Origin of the sequence: Weizmannia acidilactici, from assembly GCF_008974185.1 — a bacterium.
Taxonomy (GTDB): domain Bacteria; phylum Bacillota; class Bacilli; order Bacillales; family Bacillaceae_C; genus Weizmannia; species Weizmannia acidilactici.
This window is the reverse complement of sequence record NZ_BKZP01000003.1, coordinates 19210-38153: the sequence shown is the minus strand read 5'-3', so window position 1 is coordinate 38153 and position 18944 is coordinate 19210. Positions and strand designations below refer to the sequence as shown.

Annotated in this window: 16 protein-coding genes and 1 pseudogene; 15 read left to right on the top strand and 2 right to left on the bottom strand. The window is 44.3% G+C overall.

The window, feature by feature from the left end:
- Positions 1–51 precede the first annotated feature (51 nt).
- The 5 genes and pseudogenes from BpJC4_RS01965 (at position 52) to BpJC4_RS01945 (ending at position 6299) form a co-directional block, all read left to right on the top strand.
- Positions 52–1476 carry a glycoside-pentoside-hexuronide (GPH):cation symporter gene (locus BpJC4_RS01965; protein WP_151680266.1) on the top strand — a complete coding sequence of 475 codons (1425 nt, stop codon included), beginning with the start codon at positions 52–54 and terminating at the stop codon, positions 1474–1476.
- Positions 1477–1638: 162 nt separating this feature from the next.
- Positions 1639–2415: a 2-dehydro-3-deoxy-D-gluconate 5-dehydrogenase KduD gene (kduD, locus tag BpJC4_RS01960; RefSeq protein ID WP_151680265.1), complete on the top strand. Its 777-nt coding sequence runs from the start codon at positions 1639–1641 to the stop codon at positions 2413–2415.
- A 52-nt stretch (positions 2416–2467) separates the two neighbouring features.
- A pseudogene (gene kduI, locus BpJC4_RS01955) lies at positions 2468–3297 on the top strand (5-dehydro-4-deoxy-D-glucuronate isomerase).
- A 213-nt stretch (positions 3298–3510) separates the two neighbouring features.
- Positions 3511–4482 carry a sugar kinase gene (locus tag BpJC4_RS01950; protein ID WP_151697468.1) on the top strand — a complete coding sequence of 324 codons (972 nt, stop codon included), beginning with the start codon at positions 3511–3513 and terminating at the stop codon, positions 4480–4482.
- Positions 4483–4706: 224 nt separating this feature from the next.
- Positions 4707–6299 carry a glycoside hydrolase family 25 protein gene (locus BpJC4_RS01945; protein ID WP_151697467.1) on the top strand — a complete coding sequence of 531 codons (1593 nt, stop codon included), beginning with the start codon at positions 4707–4709 and terminating at the stop codon, positions 6297–6299.
- Positions 6300–6357: 58 nt separating this feature from the next.
- On the opposite strand, the gene BpJC4_RS01940 is transcribed toward BpJC4_RS01945, so the two are convergent.
- Positions 6358–8589: a glycosyltransferase-like membrane protein gene (locus BpJC4_RS01940; RefSeq protein ID WP_151680262.1), complete on the bottom strand. Its 2232-nt coding sequence runs from the start codon at positions 8587–8589 to the stop codon at positions 6358–6360.
- A gap of 14 nt (positions 8590–8603) precedes the next feature.
- Entirely contained in the window at positions 8604–9602 is a 999-nt protein-coding gene (locus tag BpJC4_RS01935; protein WP_151680261.1) for a glycosyltransferase family 2 protein, read from the bottom strand.
- Between the two features lie 195 nt (positions 9603–9797).
- Between BpJC4_RS01935 and BpJC4_RS01930 the strand changes: the two genes are divergently transcribed.
- The 10 genes from BpJC4_RS01930 (at position 9798) to BpJC4_RS01890 (ending at position 18925) form a co-directional block, all read left to right on the top strand.
- Positions 9798–10508 carry a response regulator transcription factor gene (locus tag BpJC4_RS01930; RefSeq protein WP_151697466.1) on the top strand — a complete coding sequence of 237 codons (711 nt, stop codon included), beginning with the start codon at positions 9798–9800 and terminating at the stop codon, positions 10506–10508.
- On the top strand, positions 10505–11890 hold the full coding sequence (locus BpJC4_RS01925; protein WP_151680259.1) for a sensor histidine kinase: 1386 nt from the start codon (positions 10505–10507) through the stop codon (positions 11888–11890). The genes BpJC4_RS01930 and BpJC4_RS01925 overlap by 4 nt, the downstream gene beginning before the upstream one ends.
- A 114-nt stretch (positions 11891–12004) precedes the next feature.
- Positions 12005–12283 (top strand): SH3 domain-containing protein, encoded by a 279-nt coding sequence (locus BpJC4_RS16450; RefSeq protein ID WP_253718600.1) that lies wholly within the window; start codon positions 12005–12007, stop codon positions 12281–12283.
- 228 nt (positions 12284–12511) lie between these two features.
- On the top strand, positions 12512–13084 hold the full coding sequence (locus BpJC4_RS16445; RefSeq protein ID WP_253718601.1) for a glycoside hydrolase family 25 protein: 573 nt from the start codon (positions 12512–12514) through the stop codon (positions 13082–13084).
- A gap of 590 nt (positions 13085–13674) precedes the next feature.
- Positions 13675–14838 carry an MGDG synthase family glycosyltransferase gene (locus BpJC4_RS01915; protein ID WP_151680258.1) on the top strand — a complete coding sequence of 388 codons (1164 nt, stop codon included), beginning with the start codon at positions 13675–13677 and terminating at the stop codon, positions 14836–14838.
- Positions 14819–15421 (top strand): DedA family protein, encoded by a 603-nt coding sequence (locus BpJC4_RS01910; protein WP_151697465.1) that lies wholly within the window; start codon positions 14819–14821, stop codon positions 15419–15421. Before BpJC4_RS01915 ends, BpJC4_RS01910 begins: the two co-directional genes overlap by 20 nt.
- Positions 15422–15589: 168 nt before the next feature.
- Positions 15590–16123 (top strand): RNA polymerase sigma factor, encoded by a 534-nt coding sequence (locus BpJC4_RS01905; RefSeq protein WP_151680256.1) that lies wholly within the window; start codon positions 15590–15592, stop codon positions 16121–16123.
- A 4-nt stretch (positions 16124–16127) separates the two neighbouring features.
- Positions 16128–16634: an anti-sigma factor family protein gene (locus tag BpJC4_RS01900; protein WP_151680255.1), complete on the top strand. Its 507-nt coding sequence runs from the start codon at positions 16128–16130 to the stop codon at positions 16632–16634.
- Between the two features lie 15 nt (positions 16635–16649).
- Complete coding sequence (locus BpJC4_RS01895) at positions 16650–17504, top strand: hypothetical protein (protein WP_151697464.1); 855 nt, start codon at positions 16650–16652, stop codon at positions 17502–17504.
- 188 nt (positions 17505–17692) lie between these two features.
- Entirely contained in the window at positions 17693–18925 is a 1233-nt protein-coding gene (locus tag BpJC4_RS01890) for an MGDG synthase family glycosyltransferase (RefSeq protein ID WP_151697463.1), read from the top strand.
- Positions 18926–18944 lie beyond the last annotated feature (19 nt).

Genomic DNA, 18944 nt, shown 5'->3' with positions numbered 1-18944 from the left:
TTCTGCTGGTTTAAATATGAAATATATATTTTAAAAAGGTGGTGGCTAACCATGGCTGAAAATGTTGTAAACAGTGCAGCAGAAAAAAATATTGATCCTCAACATGCATCAAATCGAATATCTATAAAAGAAAAAGTGAGTTATGGTTTTGGTGACTTTGGAAACGGATTCATGTTTGACTTAGGGCAAGCATATTTAACCAATTTTTATACAGATATTGCTGGAATCAGTGCAGCAGCTGCTGCTGGCATCTTTTCCATAACCAAAATATTTGATGCATTTATGGATCCTTTAGCAGGGTCAATCATTGATGCGAGAAAACCGGGGAAACGCGGGAAGTTTCGGCCTGTAATGATGATATCTTCCATCTTATTGGCCATTATGACAGTCATTACATTCACGATGCCGTCCGGTTTATCACCGACGGAAAAAATTATTTATGCTTATGCCACTTATATGGCATGGGGTATTTTGTATTCGTTTACAAATGTACCGTATGGCTCTTTGGCCTCTGTTATGACACGAAATGTAGAAGATAGATCATTTATGGCTTCGACTCGGCAGGCTGGATCAATTGGCGCGCAATTGGTAACAGGCGTTGCCTTTGTTCCGATCATGCTGATGTTTCCAAGTACAAAAATCGGTTATGCTATTACTGCGGCTATTATGGCTTTCATTGGAATATGTGGTTTCTTTATCTGTTATATCAATACAAAAGAGCATATCAAAGCTGAAAATTCAAGAAGTAAGGAACGGGAAACGTTAAAAGATTATCTGCGCGTGGTATTTACGAATCGGCCGTTATGGAGCCTGATTTTAATGACTCTATTTACAATTTCTGCAATGAATACAAATAATCAAATGATGATTTATTTTTGCAAATATAATCTCGGCAATATCGGATTACAGCCAATTATTAACTTTGTTATGATGGGTTGTTCTGTTGCAGGGATTACGTTAATTCCTTTTTTGGTGCGCCGCTTTGGAAAGAAAAGAACAGCTATTGGCGGACTTCTTATTGGTGTAGTTGCTGATGGGTTGAACTTTATTATCCCTACCAATATTTATACATTTATCATTTTAGTTACGATCGGTTATGTGGCTCTGGCAATTCCAAATGGCATTACTTGGGCTTTCGTTTCAGATACGATAGACTACGGGCATTGGCACACTGGAGTGCGCAAAGAAGGTATTACCTATGCGGCATTTAATTTTTCACGAAAAATTGCCCAGTCAATTGCAGCATTAGTTTCTGCGGGCATTCTTGCTGCAACAGGTTATGTTGCGAATGCTCACCAAACTTCAACTACTCTACTTGGAATTAAAGGTGCTATGACAATTTATCCTGCAATTGCCTTACTGCTTGCAGCGGTCATTATTACATTTTTATATAATCTACCTGATGACAAATTTAAACGTATTGCAAGTGATTTGGAAAATGGGCGCTGGGAAAATGGAACCTTTATTCAAGGTTAATAGAATAAGTTGAAAAGGCCTAAAACGGGAGATTATGATTAATCTCTCGTTTTTTAAATTGAAATTGCTGATATCAGCTTTTAGTTTCTTTTTTTGAATTACCTTGATGAACGCTTTCCATCTTTTATAATACAACAAATGATAGTTTTAGGAGTGAAGTTTATGGATTTAGACGATTTCACCATGGATTTTTTCAGTTTAAAAGGAAAAGTTGCGGTTGTGACCGGAGCAGCGACAGGGCTTGGTCAGGCGTATGCCGTCGCTTTGGCGAAAGCGGGTGCGGATTTGTATTTGCCGGTCAACCGGTCAAGCGGCGAGGAAACGAAAGCTTTGATCAAAAAACAAGGTAGGAAAGCGGTGCTTGTAAAAGCGGATTTAAGCGGGAAAGAAGCTGCGAAGCAAGTCATTAAAGGTTGCATCGAAACCTTTGGCCGAATTGATATTTTAGTGAACAATGCCGGCATCATCAAGCGGGCGCCGCTTTTGGAGTATAAAGATGAAGACTGGGAAAGCGTCCTGAATGTGAACTTAAATGCTGTTTACTATTTAAGCCAGGCTGCCGCTAAGGAAATGGCCAAACTGAGAAGCGGAAAAATTATTAATGTTGCTTCCATGCTTTCCTTTCAGGGCGGGAAATTTGTCCCTTCCTATACGGCCAGCAAGCATGGTGTTGCAGGGCTGACAAAAGCGTTCGCAAATGAATTAAGCGCGTACAATATCCAAGTCAATGCGATCGCCCCGGGTTATATCAAAACTGCCAATACAGCCCCGATTCGGCAGGATGAAAACCGGAACCGGGAAATTTTAAGCAGAATTCCGGCCGGACGATGGGGTGTCCCTTCTGACTTGATGGGCGCTGTTATCTTTTTATCAAGCGCTGCATCCGACTATGTAACAGGCCATATTCTCGCGGTAGATGGAGGCTGGCTGGTGCGGTAAGCCCCCTGTTTAGAAATATTCAAATGAAGGAGTGGTTAAAATGGCTCAAACAATGGAAACAAGGTATACACACAGCCCAGAGGACATCCGGCATTATTCGACTGAACAATTGCGGAAAGAATTTTTAGTCGAAAAGGTTTTTGTACCGGGAGATATTGTGCTTACGTATACCCATAGTGATCGGCAAATCTTCGGAGGGGTGACCCCGATAAATGAGCCTTTAAGCATTCAGCTTTCGAAAGAGCTAGGTGTTGACTATTTTCTCGAGCGAAGGGAACTGGGCGTCATCAACATCGGAGGGCCGGGGAGCATCGCCATTGAAGGCAAGGAAGAGCCGATGAAAAAACAGGACGGCTATTACATAGGGAAAGGGACAAAAGACGTAGTGTTTAAATCGGATGATCCCGAAAACCCGGCAAAATTTTATTGTGTGTCGGTGCCGGCCCATCATAAATATCCGAACGTCAAAATCAGCATTGATCAGATTTCGCCGAGGGAAACGGGTGAAGATGTGTCGATGAATAAACGGAAAATTTACCAATACATCATCCGAATATTTGTGAAAGCTGTCAGCTGCAAATGGGATATACGGTGCTGGAGCCGGGAAACGCCTGGAACACGATGCCGTGCCACACGCATGAACGGAGAATGGAAACATATTTATACTTTGATATGGAACCGGATACAAGGGTATTCCACTTTATGGGAAAACCGGATGAAACAAAGCATCTTGTTTTATCTTCGGAGCAGGCAGTCATCTCCCCAAGCTGGTCAATCCACTGTGGGGTTGCGACAAGCAATTATACCTTTATCTGGGCGATGTGCGGGGAAAACATCACATATGACGATATGGATTTTGTGCCGATGGAAAATCTAAAATAAGATACTCTCATTCCACATCAGAAAGCCTCATATTCATACAATAAATGATAGGGGCTTTCTTTTTTTACAAAACCGGAACACTGCGGTGTTTCCGCTTTTTGAATCTTGTATTTCTTGACAGTCCAATTGAACAGGTTATAATAAAAATATATACAAATAATAAATAATGTTTCTTTATAAGAAATAAAGACTAAAATCCAGGAGGCGAATCAAATGAGTGAATTAATAACTGCCGGGGAGCCCCTGATACTGTTTATTGCAGATGAAAAAGGGCCTTTAAGTAGTGTCAGGCATTATACCCGCTATATGGCCGGGGCAGAAGTGAATGTATCTGTCGGGGTTTCCCGGTTGGGGCATTCGGTATCTTTTTTAACACAGATTGGGGAAGATCCTTTTGGCGTATATGTGAAAAATTTCTTAAATAAAGAAAACATTGGTACCCAATATGTATTTTCAACCCCGAAATATCCAACGGGTTTTATGTTAAAAGGGTTATCAGACATTGGTGATCCCGAGACGTTTTATTTTAGAAAAGGCAGTGCCGCATCAAAGCTTACGAGAGCGTATGTTGATCAAGTTGATTTTTCAGGAGCAAAGATTCTTCATCTCGGCGGCATTTTGGCGGGTTTGAGCGAAAGTAGTTACGAGGCAACATTGGCGCTGATCGAAAAAGCACGCGAGTACGGTTTAACGATTACATTTGATCCGAATTTACGCCCGGTCATTTGGGATTCTGAAGAGCAAATGATAAAACGGACAAATGAAATCGCTTGCCTTTGCGATGTGGTTATCCCGAATGCAAAAGAAGGAAGAATTTTAACAGGCGAGAATGAGAAAGAAAAAGTAGCAGCTTTCTACTTATCTAAAGGTGTTCATCAGGTCATCATCAATTTAGTAGAGGAAGGATCGTATACAAAGAAAAGAACGGCAGACGGATCATTTTCAGAGACGGCTGCCCCAAAATATGAAGTGAAAAATTTGATTGACCGCGTCGGCGCCGGTGATGGATTTGTATCCGGCATTTTATCCGGTATGCTAGAAAATTTGGATGATCAAGCCACGTTGATGCGAGGCAACGCAATTTGTTCGATCCAAATGCAGAGCCTTGGAGATAACGATGGCCTTCCGACACGTGAAGAACTGGATGCCTTTATGAAATCCGCCGTGTTGGAAGCGGCAAAATAAAGTAGAAAACAGAAAGCTTGGCTCCCTGCCAGGCTTTTTAATTTGGAAAAATCATCCAGAAACTTCTTCTTTCCTCCAAAAATTACAATTTTATTCCGCTTCCCTAGGACTTTTCTATCATTTAGTAGGGATTTTTCTGATGTGTTACCATTTTGAAATCATTTTGCAACTTATAAGGGTTTATAATAGTGTTTGTTTAATAGAACAAAAAGGAGAGGTGCATATTGCGAAGATTTGTTTTTTGGGTGGTTGCGGGTTTCGTATTGTTCTCTCTTGGTCATACGAAGACTGCTTCCGCCGCGTCCGGCACAATGTATACTTGGACACCGTCAAAGCTGTATAAATCCTCAACCGGAACCGCTTATTACAAGAAAATAAACAGCGGGACTGCGGTAGCCGCGTATGGAAAATCGAACAGCCGGTATAAAGTAAAAGTTGGCGGAAAAACAGGGTACATTCAAGCATATAACTTAACCGCCGCGTTGACGAAAAAGACCGTCTATTTATCTTCCAAATTGTATACAACTTCCTCCCACACAAAGTATACAAGTGTCATAGCGGTTAATCAGAAAGTTTATGTAAAAGAAAGCGCAAATGGGATGTACCATGTCCATGTCATCGGGACAAATAAAAACGGCTGGATATATAAGAGCCATTTTACAAAACCGTCCGCTACTTCCAACAGCGGAACAACAAGCCAAATGTATACTTGGACACCGTCAAAGCTGTATAAATCCTCAACCGGAACCGCTTATTACAAGAAAATAAACAGCGGGACTGCGGTAGCCGCGTATGGAAAATCGAACAGCCGGTATAAAGTAAAAGTTGGCGGAAAAACAGGGTACATTCAAGCATATAACTTAACCGCCGCGTTGACGAAAAAGACCGTCTATTTATCTTCCAAATTGTATACAACTTCCTCCCACACAAAGTATACAAGTGTCATAGCGGTTAATCAGAAAGTTTATGTAAAAGAAAGCGCAAATGGGATGTACCATGTCCATGTCATTGGGACAAATAAAAACGGCTGGATATATAAGAGCCATTTTACAAAACCGTCCGCTACTTCCAACAGCGGAACAACAAGCCAAACGCAGCCATTGTCATCGGAAACGACAAGCACGCAGACAACCACAACTGGTGGAACAACCAGTGAAACTCAGACAGTATCCACGTCCAGCACCTCATCAGCAACGTTAAAAGGATTAGACGTCAGCCACTACCAGTCGCTCACACAGTCGAGTTTTAATAAAATGAAGAGTGAGGGTTACAGCTTTGTCATCATCAAAGCAACCGAAGGCACGACATATACGGATCCTGAATTCTATACATACTATAAGTATGCAAGAAACGCAGGATTATCTGTCCATGCCTACCATATGATCGGCAATTCCACGACGACAGCGTCACAGCATATTGCCGAAGCAAAGCATTTTTATAATGTGCTGAGCCAAACAAAAGCAAAAACCGGTTATGTATTTACGGGTTATGCGTTTGAAGATGTAGAAGAAACCACTTCAAACGGTATTACTGCAACCTGGTGGAAAAATAGTGCCCCGGTTTGTATCGGTTATTTTTTAAATGAAATGAAAACGCTGGGGCAGACGAAAGTCGGGTTGTACGCCGATTATTATGACTGGACGACTTATTTGGAAAACAATACCGGATTTTGGCCAAGCGATACAAAAATTTGGCTGGCGCGCTATAATGTAACGCTTGGGACGGAGGCGGATGTTTGGCAATATACCAGTACCGGCACAATCGACGGCATTGACGGATATGTGGATCTGGATATCAGCTATGACAGCGATTTTTAATAAGGGTCCGCAAATTAAATAAAAACCCCCGGCCTGCGGTTTAAGACCGGGGGTTTTATCATGCATCCGCAACTTTCCGGATTTTTTTCGAAGATATTTTGCTTTCTTCTGCAGGCAGGACGCTAAAGCAGTAGACGGCGAGCATGAGGGCGGCGCTGGCAAACAGCAAATCATATACGCGGCGGCTTATGTACGGGCCGATGATTTCCTTTGAGACACTAAACGTTAGGTCAGTTTTCGGGACCGGTTTGCCGTTTTGGTAAAATTGGCCATCTTTATACACATCCATCAGTTCAAAGGAGCCGCCTGCCCCGTTCACATAAATCGACAGCCGGGCGTGCGGGTTTCCGGAAAGCTGCCGGATCTCCATCGTATATTGCCTGTTCCCGCCTGGCAATTCCTTTTTCAGAAGAAACGCATCATGGCCGTTTACCGGTTTTTTATGGTTTGTAAATGTCCGTTCAAAAACAAGTTTTTGTTGGCTGCCGGCTCCTTGTGACAAAGAAATCCGGTATTTTGCCTTGCCATGGAAATGGACCGGCGTGAAAGTAATCCGGTCGAATGGCTTATCTGCAGTAAATGTTTGCGCTGCATTGTGGTGCGCATCCACAAGTGCAAAATGTTTGCCTTTCTGTACCAGTTGGTTCACCACATAATCCTGGTATTTTCCCTTTGTTTCTGTCAAAGTTTTCGCATTGAGGCCGGCACACGCAAGCAGCATCATGAGCAGGCAGAAAGCCACCGCCAGCTGTCCGGCCGTTTGCAGCTTCCATCTGTGCGGTTCAGGCAGCAGTTTTTTCGCTTCCAAAAAATGATGCAGTTCTTGCAGGCCGTAGACAGAACCGAAAATCATATACGGTGTGAACAAGAGCGAATAACGAGGCTCCGCTTCCCATAAAATGGCGAAAAACAGGTAACTTCCAAACAGGCAGATTTGCATCAGCAAATGGATGTCGTACCGTTTTTCCCGGAAGAACCGCAAACCTGAAATGGTCAGCAAAAACAGCGCTGCAGCATGGAAAAACTGGATGATAAAGTACATCATCTGTTTTTGGCTTCCGTAAATATAGCGGTAAGCGGCAGAGTAATGGTCCGGATGGTTGTTATAATTTGCATAAGCCTGGTCGCCTTGCGAAAAGGTGCGGGCGGCTTTGACAGCCCAAAGTTTGATTAATCCGGCTGGCCCCCTGTCTTCGATTCTTTTTTGAATGAGGGCCATATCCGCCTGTTTCTTTGTCTGCTGTGTATGGAGGCTTTCGGACAATTTTGTATCAGGGACATTATATTTGCCTTCATGAGAAAGGCCGAGCACAACCCAGTGGGTCATGGGGGCCTTGATGCTCAAGTCTTCCCGGTAGCCGAGCTGCCCGTAATAAGCCTTTGCTGCGAATGTGGCAGGCAAAAACGTGAGCAGAATGGCGGCGCAGCAAAGGAGCACTTTTTTCGGGCGGAGCACATAAAACATATAAATGAGCAGGGCAGGAATGAATAAAACCATATTTTCCCTTAATTGGCATCCAATTGCAAGCGCCAGACCGAGCAAAAGAAGGTAAACCGGCCGCCATGTCCGGCTGTATCGGTACCACAAATACACCACCATGGACGGAAATGCCAGAGCCAGGCTTTCCGTATAAAAATACGGTATGTAAAGAAATAACGGCAGCCATGTAATCGTCATGACAAGCAGTATATTCCCCATTTTATGGTTGGAGACTTTTACCATTAACAGCCAGAGGAAAAAGATTCCAATATCGAGGAATACTGCTGCTGCCAGTTTATCAACGATCAGGAACCAAGCAGGATTGCCGAACGCCACGTAACGATAGAGCAAATAGCGGGCAACCGTAATCGGCAGGTTGTTTGGATACAACTGCAGATAATACTGGTTCCCGGCCAGTGTACCGTGTTTGAGCATATAAAGGGCTTCAAGATAAATATGGCCGCCGTCCACTTCAGGCGGCTGCATCCCGCGGAACAGGATGATGATGGCTGCTTCCAAGACCAAAATGGCCGCAAATAAAATGGCTGCAATCCGCTTCAGCCATTTTTCAGCCAACCGTGAAAAAATTCTGTACAACCCGAGATAAAACAGAACGGCCACCGCAGCAAAAAGAAGCAGGGCCGATGCCTGCCCGATCGAGATATTCAAATTTCCGTCCGGTAATACGAAATGTTTGTAGTAGTTTTTTGCCCAAAGCGGCGGGATACAAAAGCTCACTGCCGTTATGAACGCACAGAATGCAGTGAATATGATGCTAAAAAGGCCAATGGATATTTTTTTCACACTCATTGAGGAAGACCACCTCATTGCTTGATTTTGTCATGGCTTTCCTGCTTTATTTTAGAAACATCGCAGGAAAATAGGTTCTTTTCTATAATGTACCGTGGCCTGTGTTTCGTTTCCTTAAAGATTTTTCCAATATATTCGCCGATCACACCGATGGCGGTCAGCTGCATGCCGCCCAGCAGCCAAATGGAGAGGATGAGGGATGACCAGCCCGTCACTGCATGCCCCAAAAAGTACTGGACAAGCGTATATATGATCATCACACATGCCATGATTACAAAAGTGGCCCCTAAATAAGTTGCCGCGCGGATCGGTGCGACGCTGAAAGAAGTGATCCCTTCCAGGGCAAATTGGACCATTTTCTTTAACGGGTATTTGGATTCTCCGGCAAAGCGCTCCTTACGGTCATAATATACTTTCGCGCTCTTGAACCCGAGCTGTGGAATAATGCCGCGGATAAAAACATTTTCCTCCTGGTATTTGGCGAATTCATCAAGGGCCTTCCTGCTGAGCAAGCGGAAATCAGCATGGTTCGGCACGAGGCGGACACCAAGTTTTTCCATCATTTTATAAAATGCCAGCGCCGTATTTCGTTTGAAAAAAGTATCCGTATCCCGTTTACCGCGCACTCCGTAAACGATATCATATCCTTCATGGAATTTTACCAAGAATTGCTGGATCGCATGGACATCATCCTGCAGGTCGGCATCAATCGTTATCACACAATCGGACTGTTCCTTTGCCGTTTCCATGCCTGCGATGAGCGCCAGCTGGTGGCCGAAGTTGCGGCTTAATTTCAATCCGGTAACTTGTCCGTTTTCCTCTGAAAAGCGGGTGATCAAATCCCACGTGCGGTCGCGGCTCCCGTCATCGACGTACAGCACGCGGCTGCGGCTTGAGATTAAATTGGCCTCCACTGCCTCGTGCAACACTTCCAATAACTGCCTGTTCGTTTCGGGCAGGACTTCTTCTTCGTTATAACATGGAACAACAATGGTTAAAACAGTTTCCGTCATCACAATACCTCCATGACTTTGCTTTCGCAACAATTCAGTGTACTTTTTCAATTTTAATAAATCATCAATAGACTGTGAGAAATACATTAAAATTCTTTAATGTTTCTTAATCAATTCTCATCGCTGGAGTCCTTGCATGCTTTTATAATAAAATTGAACGAAAAAAATACATCGTATGATAGAAGGTGTGCGAAATTGCCTGAGAGCCAAATCCTGCTTGTTGAAAATGAAGAAAGTGTTGCTTCTTTCATTTACACCGAGCTTTCGTTTGAAGGATATACGGTTGAGGTGGCGTATGACGGGGAAGAAGCGCTCCGAAAATTCAGCGCCGATGAGAACAATTGGGACTTAATTCTTTTGGACTGGATGCTGCCGAAGCTGGACGGCCTGGAAGTTTGCCGAAGGATCCGGAAAAAAAGCCATGTCCCGATAATCATTTTGACGGCGAGGGACCAGATTGGGGATAAGGTTGCAGGCCTTGACGGCGGAGCCGACGATTATATGACGAAACCGTTTGAAATTGAGGAACTGCTTGCCCGGGTACGCGTTGGTTTGCGCCATAAGAAAAATCTTGAAAAACAATCGGACAGGATGGTATTTCACTTTGAGGATTTGACGGTGAACCTTGAAAAACGGAGCGTAGAGCGCGCTGGGAAAATATTTTATCTCACACAAAGGGAATTTGATTTGCTTACCGTTCTTATCAAACACCAGCGGAAAGTGATGACAAGGGAGCAGCTCCTTTCGGAAGTGTGGGGCTATGATTTTATGGGCCAGACGAATATTGTTGATGTGTATATCCGGTATTTGCGCAACAAAATTGACCGCGGCCAAGAACACCCGCTCATTCAGACCGTGCGCGGCGTCGGTTATTCGCTTGACTTGATGAAGGATGAGGACGAATGAAGCATACGGCGGCATCCAAAAACCGGTTTAATACAATGGTGTTCCGGATGAATGTTTCGTACATCCTGATTTTGCTTGCTACCGTTCTGTTTATCGGAATCATCGTCAGTACCATTGTCAGTTATCAGCTTTATAAAAACACAAAAACCGAGGTGCGGCATATTGAGAATTTGCTGGTTTTAACAGCAAAGAAAAAACATCCGGACTGGGACAGTGCGATTAATAATGTGATTTATGAAAACCATCCGAATGTTTACGTGCATATTGAAACACCGGACGGAAAAACCATTTATTCCGATGGCAGCGAGAGTATCCGGGATAAAGAACACAGCATGGCGCAGGCGAAAGGGTTTTTCCCGTTTTTATTGAAGAGCGATACGATGCCGGTTTACTATGATCGTATTTCTTACCGGCATTATACGTTTAAAATTTATGCCAAGATGGCGGCCGTCCATGAGTTTATGGAATCCATGGTCCGGGTGCTTTTTTTCAGCCTGCTTGCCGGTGCTTTGATCGGCTCATTTGTGATCTATAAGCTGTCCCGCCGGCTTAGCAAACCGCTTACCGACCTGACAAGCATGATCAAAAGCCTGACGGCGGAGAACCTCCAGTTCAACGTTGCTGTCCCGAAAGGTCCTGCGGAAGTGAAGGACTTGGCGATCGCGTTTAATCATTTAATGGACCGGCTCAACCAGCAGGTCCAGCGCGAGAAAGACTTTGTTTCGGATGCCTCCCATGAACTGCGGACGCCGCTAGCAGCCATTCATGGGCACGTCAATTTGATCCTGAGACGCGGGAAAGACCATCCGGAAGTGATTGAACGGTCCGCCCGCTTTATTAATGAAGAATCGAAGCGGATGCAGCGGCTGATTGACCAGCTTTTAATGGCGGCAAAACTCGATCAGCCGGCGGCGGCCGGTGAAACGGCAAACCTCTCGATCATTGCGAAAAATATTTCGGAAGATTTCAAGCCGGTCATCCGGCAAAAATTCACTTCCGAAATTGAAGAAGATGTGGTTGCAGCTATTTCAGAAGACCATTTTCATAGCATCATTGTTTCTTTGCTCGACAATGCCGGAAAATATACACCGAAAGACGGGTGGGTCCGCCTCGAGGTGCGCAGGAAGGGGGAGGCGTGCATCGTGTCTGTCCAAAATTCGGGACCGGCCATCCCCGATGAGGAAAAGGAAAAAATCTTTGAACGTTTTTACAGGATCGATAAATCTAGGAACAGCAAAATTGGCGGGACTGGGCTCGGCCTTGCAATCGTGAAACAATTGGTAGAAATCAACGGGGGTGAAATCCGGGTGAGCGACCTTGAACCTTCCGGATGTTCGTTTACGGTGAAACTGAAAGCTGCAGTCCGGCAGGGAAAGGATTAATTCATCCTTTCTTTGTATCTAGTAATCTCTGTTCTTGCCCGGTTTTTCTGACATAGTAGAGGTGCCGGGTTTTTCTTTTGAATATTAAATGCCGGTTACAATAAAGGAGGGCCTATGTCTAAAAATTTTTTTAAAATCATTTCTGTCTTTCTGATTGCCATGATATTCACGCTTGCTTTTGATATGAAAAGTTTTATCCCTGTAGCGAATGCATCAAGCATTACGGTCAAACATGCTTTCAAAGCCATTAACATTCACGCGAAAGCGTCCGGTTCAAGTAAAGTGATCGGCACGCTGCCGAAAAATGCCCCTGTCTTTGTGTCCGGTACTACAGGCAGTTATTACAAGATCGTTTATAAAAACAAGACGGCTTACACGTATAAAAAAATGTAGCAAGCGGAAAGCCGAAAGTATGGTACACCGGTTATGCTGCCGACACGGTCTATTTGCATGACATGAATACAGGGAAAACCATGAAGAACACGCTTTATCTGTCGATCAAAGTGTACGCAAAGCGGCCATTGGCTGACGATCGGCTATGCAAACGGCTATTACGGCTATGCGCAAACGTATGATACCCACGTCGTCCGCTATGCGAAACGGGGGATTGATTTATCATATTTGCAGTCGTCTGGAACAGGCGGCACTGATTTTACAAAAGTGAAAGCGGCCGGTTTCAGTTTTGCGATTATTAAGGCAAGCGAAGGTGTGGACCTGCCGAAATCAGGGACTGCAGATTATTTTAAGCAAGATGCTTATAACACCTATAATGCGGGCTTAAAAGTGCATGCCTACCATATGTTTGATGCAACCTCTACGGCCAAAAAGGAGGCTGACCATTTTGCAGCAAGGGTGGATCCTGTGAAACCCAAGATTTGCTCTGTTTTTGTCGACGTGGAATATGAAAATTTATCAAAAAACAAAGATACGCTGACAAATTTTGTAAAAACGTTTATTACGGAGCTGAATAGAAAAGGCTATAAGAACGTCGGCATCTATACGTATTACAATTTTTACAAAACCCGCCTGAATGGATCGAAACTAACAGGTAATCTGCTGTGGATTGCCCGCTACAATGCGACGCTCGGGATGAAGGCGGATGTGTGGCAGCATAGGGATACAAAACGCACAATTAAAGGCGTCAACGGAAGCTTCAACTTCGATTTAACCTATAACAAAGCGATAGGCGGCTGATGATTTCGGCCGTTGTTTTGTTACTGGATGATTGTATGGTGCAAAAGGCCATACATAAAATTGCAAAACAAATTACATAAGGTATGACCCACGTTTTTACATGGAGAGGTGGGCATGATAGCCTTTGCTGACGGAGCCAGATTCCTTGTGACATCTGGCTTTTAAGGCTCGTAATCATGCCCTTGGAGGCTCCTTGTCAAATCGATTTGATTATGTATTTTTCGTTGCAATTCACTGTATTCAATTTTGCAATTTTATGTACAGCTTTTTCGCAAAATACAATGATGTTGATTTTCGTGAAATCCGTCGAGTTTCTGCGGGAAAAGCCCAGGTGAGGTCAAGTCCATATTATTGTGTAAAAGAGTTGGTCATCATCATATCCTTCGTAAAATTTTTTTGTTAAAAACATTTTAACTCGTATCATGATGATGCCCCCTTTTTACACAATTATTTGGAATCTATTGCCAGATGATTGAAGCGAATTTCACAATATCCATTGCAGAAAAATAAATCGAATGAACTTCTGATGTTTTGCGGCAGTCTATTTAATGTAAAGAAGAATGGGCTTCCGGAAGGAGGAGGGAGACTGCTTGAACAAAATCTTAATTTTGCCTTTGTTGAAAATGCCTTCTGGCCATCACCAAGTCGCAGAGGCTTTAATCAATAAATTGGAAAAGATGGACAGACAGCTTGAAATTAAGAAGATCGACTTGATTTCCTATACGAGCGAAAGACTTGAAAAAATTGTCACAAAGACGTATTTGAAATGGATTTCAAAAGCGCCGCGGACATACCAATGGCTGTACAAACATTTTATCAACGCGGATTCTGACCAGACGGCGCTGTTAAAATTATACCAGCAGCTCTTTATCAAGAAGATGGAAAAACTGGTGGCGGAGGAAAATCCTGATCTTGTCATTTGCACGCACAGTTTTCCGTCGATGCTGCTCAGTAAATTAAAGTCAAAAGGAAAAATCAACATCCCAGTCATCAATGCCTACACCGATTTTTTCGTCAACGGTTTGTGGGGGAAAAAGGAAATTGATGTCCATTTTGTCCCGAACCGGCATGTAAAATCAATGCTGATCCAATGTGGAGTGCCTGCACGGAATATTTACGTGACCGGCATCCCGATCCATGAAGATTTTAAGGAAGAAATGATCCGCCGCCATACTTCAAGAAAAAAAATCTTAATCTCCGGGGGTAGCAGCGGTCTGGGGGATTTAACTCGCCTGTTGAAAGGATTAAAAACATCCGGAGGGGCGGATTATTACGTGCTTTGCGGCAAAAATGAAGCGCTTTTCAACAAATTGCGCGGCTGGGGGCGGAAAAATATCATACCGATTTCGTATATCCAGTCAAGAAAGGAAATGAGCCGGCTGTACGATGAAGCCGACGCGATTATTACGAAGCCTGGAGGTGTCACGATCAGCGAAGTCATCCAAAAAAAGCTCCCGATTTTTATCCATTCCGTGCTTCCCGGCCAGGAAAAAGTGAACCTTGCTTTTTTGAAGGAGCGGGGGCTTGTATTTGAACTTGATTATGAAAAACCGGTCGAGAAGCAAATTATGGAGATTTTGATGGATGAAAAGCAAATGGCCGAATTTTACCGGCAGCTGCGCGCATACGGTAGTGAAATCGAGGTGCGGGACAAGGAATTTATGATGCTGATCAACGGCCTGCTTGGGCGCAAAGCCAACCAAAAACTGAAAACTGCTTTAAAGGACAAACTGTATGTTTCAACATCTTATTGATTTTCTGCAGAGGATAGGCATTTTCGGTGTGTATTTTGTCATGTTTCTCGAAGGGGCTTCCGTTCCGTTTCCGGGCATTTTCATTATCATTTCGTACGGGTATATTTTGAAACTGTCGATGACCGAAACCGCTTTTCAGGCGGGCATCATGGCGGTCATATATACTGCGGCAAGTTTTATCCCGTATTTTCTCGCCCTCAAGCTCCATGGCCGCATACCGCCAAAGCTCCAAAAAGGCATCCATATGGGCCGGCAAATGTTCAACCGGTTCGGCGCCTGGAGCATTGCGATTACAAGGCCGTTTGGCATCGGCAATTATATTTCGTATGTGGCCGGGTTCAGCAATGTGCCGAAATTAAAATACGGCATTCTCACCTTTATCGGTATTTATCCTTGGGCGTTTGCCGTCTTGTTTCTTGGTAAATCATATGAACTGTTTTTGAAAAAGATCGGCAACATGTTTCAAACTGACCCAAAGCTTATGACGGCTACCGGGTTGGGGATTTTACTGCTCATCTGTTTGGCGGTTATCGGCAGGTTTCTGGTCGGAAAAGTTAAAATGGGGCGCAAGGCAAACCATTAAACAAAAAAGGGAGGAATCCGGCAGCATACCCGATGATATAAAGAGAGAAATAAGCCATAATAAATAAGAAATAAACCGGGGATGTGCGCCAGTCTGCAATGTTCTTTCCGCTTTGCACATGCCTGGGATCGCGGCAAAAAACCTCGTTGTTTTTATAGGGAGTTGAACATGGTGGAGCAGGATTTGACAAGGTTAATCCAGCAGGCCAAAAGCGGGGATATAGATGCGTTTGCCGCACTTGTCACCCGGTTTAAAGGGGAAGTATTCCGGCATGCATATGCAATGGTCAACGATAGGATGGAAGCGGAAGATATTGCCCAGGAAGCTTTTGTAAAAGCCTATTACTCTTTAGATAAGCTTGAGCATGCCTATGCATTTGCATCCTGGATGGCGAGGATCGTATCGAATTTGTGTTACGACAGGCTGAAAAAACTGAAGAAAAAGGCGGCGCTCCAAACGGAAATGGACGAAGAAACGCTGTCCAGGCCTGCTTCCAATATCGAACGCGCCAATCTAAGGTTTGATATCCGGGATGCGATGGAAAAATTATCGCCGGAACACCGGACGGCCCTGGTTCTTCGCGATATAGAAGGCTATTCGTATGATGAGATTGCAAAAATCATGAGGATTCCCCTCGGCACGGTAAAATCGCGCATCAACACCGCGAGAAAAGCCTTAAAAAACGAACTTTCAAGAGGGTGATGAAATGGAAGAACATGTCCAGGATCTGCTGTCGGCTTTCATGGATGACGAATTAAATAACGAAGAACGCAAAATGGTGGAATCCCATCTTTCCGTTTGCCCGCTCTGCAGGCAGGAACTCGAAGAACTGCAGGCGGTACAGGCGAAAATCAAGCAGTTTTACGATTCGGTTGAACTGCCTGGCTTTCAATTTGAAAAAGCGGTCATGTCAAAAATTTACGCAGAGGAAAATTTGGTGATGAATTACCGCGTATTTATCTGGTTCTTTGCCGTTTGCATCCTTGTTGCAGGGTTTGCGATGTATCCTGTTTTAAGAAAGCCGTTTTATGTCGGCATGGACATTGCATCCGGGCTGGCTAATATCGTTTCAAGCGGTTTCCATATTGCATTGTCGATTCTTTCCGCCCTTCCAAATCTGTCTGCGGCCATTATGATTGCCACTTCCGTAATTTTGGCCGTTTGTTTATGGCTGGTCATAAGCCTTTTGAAAATGAAGCCGGTGAAGGAGTAGGGGAAGGAGAAGATTATGAAAGCCCAAAAAATACTGATCAGCTTTTTGGCTTTGCTTTTGCTTTTTCTATACATGGGGGCGACGGTCCACCCTGTACTTGCAAAAGAGAAAAGAATTATTATCCATGATCGGCAGACGGTGGTCCCGGAAAACGAGAAAGTGGAAAATGTAATTGTGCTCGGGGATGACGCAACTGTCAGCGGATATGTAAGGACGGCGGTAATTGTCATTAACGGCAATTTGGACATCAAAAAATCGGCCGATATCCACGGCTCTGTGTTTGTACTCGGGGGGAACATCAGGCAGGAACCGGGTGCAAAAGTAACAGAGCACGTTATTTCCGTAAATATGAATAACAAAACACTTGACAGCATGATTTTCGCCGGAATGATCCTTCTTGCCCTGTGGTTTTTCAGGCTTGCCGCCAGCCTGGTTTTCATTATTTTAACGGCACTGTTTGGCGTCTTTACACGAAAGAAAATCTTCAGCGGGATGGACCCGCTTTACATGCGGCCCGGGAGATTGATCATTACCGGATTTTTGATGATGTTGGCGCTCACCGCGCTCAGCCTGCTTTTGACAATTACGGTCATCGGAATCCCGCTTGTCGTGCTGATCTTGCTGGCTATTTTTGTTTCATTTATCGCCGGTATGGCGTTTCTCAGCCGGGAAGTTGGCAGCGAATTTTCCGTTTTAAAAGGGCGGTCGGAATGGCTTGTTCTCTTAACGGGAGCCACGATCCTGATCGCGCTGTGCAGCATTCCATTAATCGGTGAGGTCATTTTTCTACTCCTGTCCTGGTACTCACTTGGATTAACGGTGACATGGCTTTATCAGAAATGGAAAAACAGAAAAAACATACGGGCGTAAATAGGCGGACGCGAAAATTTATCCGTGGGCAAAATATTGTAATGAACTTTTTATTTCAGCAGGAAGTCTATTTTATTGTATCAAAAGTCCGGGCCCCGGGGCTTGCGGATTTTGAAGCCAAACCGCACATTCATAGATGCGCAGCCGGCTTTTTGATTGAATAGACGGAAAAGTAGAGGGGAAAGAGAATGGCCAACAAGAAAAAAGATAAAGTATTAATTTTGACAGGCGCTTTCGGGGAAGGGCATTTGCAGGCAGCCCGTGCAATTGAGCAGGCGATGAAAATCCGTTCCCCGGAAGCCGACCCGGTTGTCATTGATTTTATGGAATGGGTGCATCCCGCTCTGTATCCGGTCAGCCACTATGTATATATGAAAGGCATTAAAAAGTTTCCGAATCTCTATGGCTATATGTACTACAAAACCTATCAATTTAACACATTTTCGAAAACATTAAATGCCTTTTTTTCATTGGGAATGAAAAAAACGTTACGTATGCTGAAAATGGTACGTCCTTCTGTCATTGTCAGCACGTACCCGTTTGCGTCAAGCATGATTTCCAAATTAAAGGAATACGGGCTGACCGACATTCCGCTTGTGACGGTCATTACCGACCACACACACCACAGCTCATGGCTGCATCCGTATACAGACCATTATTTAGTCGGCTCTTACAAGGTACGCCAGCAGTTGATCCGGCTTGGCATTCCGGGACGGAAAATCTCGTATACCGGGATTCCGATCAAACCGAGCTTCTTAAAACCTGTAAATAAAAATGCTTTGTGTGAAAAATACCATCTTGATCCGGATTTGCCGACCGTGCTTGTGATGGGCGGCGGCGAAGGATTATTCGGAAATGGGCTATTCACGGCCGAAAAATTGGACGCCGTGCCTTTCCGCATGCAGCTGCTGATTGTCTGCGGGCATAATGAAAAGCTCCGCGTCCGGCTGATGAACGATTTGGAAGGGACAAGGCATGCTGTGTACGTACACGGCTATATTGATTATGTGCGTGATTTAATGGCCGTTTCGGATGTGATGATTACAAAACCGGGCGGGGTGACAACGGCGGAAGCATTGGCAATGGAACTTCCGATGATTTTGTATAAGGCGCTGCCAGGCCAGGAAGAAGATAATGCAGCGTTTTTAACCCAGGCGGGCGCAGCGGTGGAGGCTGCGGACGGGCACGATTTAATTCGCCGCTTAATCAGCTTGATCCAAAACAAGGAACAGCTTGAAAAAATGAAAAGAAATACGCTGAATATCCAAAACAGGGAAGCGGCTTTCAGGGCGCTTTCCGTCATCTATCAATCTAAAGTTTCACGGCTTTTGAATGCTCCGGACCCGCAAATGCCGTTTGTGGCGGAAGGAAAATATGCGCGTATGCGGAAAAAAGCATTGCTGATGAATCCGCCGCATTAACGTTTCATACGGGGAACAG

Coding starts and splice junctions, on each gene's coding strand:
- BpJC4_RS01965 (WP_151680266.1), top strand. CDS start 52: ATGGCTGAAAATGTTGTAAACAGTGCAGCAGAAAAAAATATTGATCCT.
- kduD (WP_151680265.1), top strand. CDS start 1,639: ATGGATTTAGACGATTTCACCATGGATTTTTTCAGTTTAAAAGGAAAA.
- BpJC4_RS01950 (WP_151697468.1), top strand. CDS start 3,511: ATGAGTGAATTAATAACTGCCGGGGAGCCCCTGATACTGTTTATTGCA.
- BpJC4_RS01940 (WP_151680262.1), bottom strand. CDS start 8,589: ATGAGTGTGAAAAAAATATCCATTGGCCTTTTTAGCATCATATTCACT.
- BpJC4_RS01935 (WP_151680261.1), bottom strand. CDS start 9,602: ATGACGGAAACTGTTTTAACCATTGTTGTTCCATGTTATAACGAAGAA.
- BpJC4_RS01925 (WP_151680259.1), top strand. CDS start 10,505: ATGAAGCATACGGCGGCATCCAAAAACCGGTTTAATACAATGGTGTTC.
- BpJC4_RS16450 (WP_253718600.1), top strand. CDS start 12,005: ATGTCTAAAAATTTTTTTAAAATCATTTCTGTCTTTCTGATTGCCATG.
- BpJC4_RS01910 (WP_151697465.1), top strand. CDS start 14,819: ATGTTTCAACATCTTATTGATTTTCTGCAGAGGATAGGCATTTTCGGT.
- BpJC4_RS01905 (WP_151680256.1), top strand. CDS start 15,590: ATGGTGGAGCAGGATTTGACAAGGTTAATCCAGCAGGCCAAAAGCGGG.
- BpJC4_RS01900 (WP_151680255.1), top strand. CDS start 16,128: ATGGAAGAACATGTCCAGGATCTGCTGTCGGCTTTCATGGATGACGAA.
- BpJC4_RS01895 (WP_151697464.1), top strand. CDS start 16,650: ATGAAAGCCCAAAAAATACTGATCAGCTTTTTGGCTTTGCTTTTGCTT.
- BpJC4_RS01890 (WP_151697463.1), top strand. CDS start 17,693: ATGGCCAACAAGAAAAAAGATAAAGTATTAATTTTGACAGGCGCTTTC.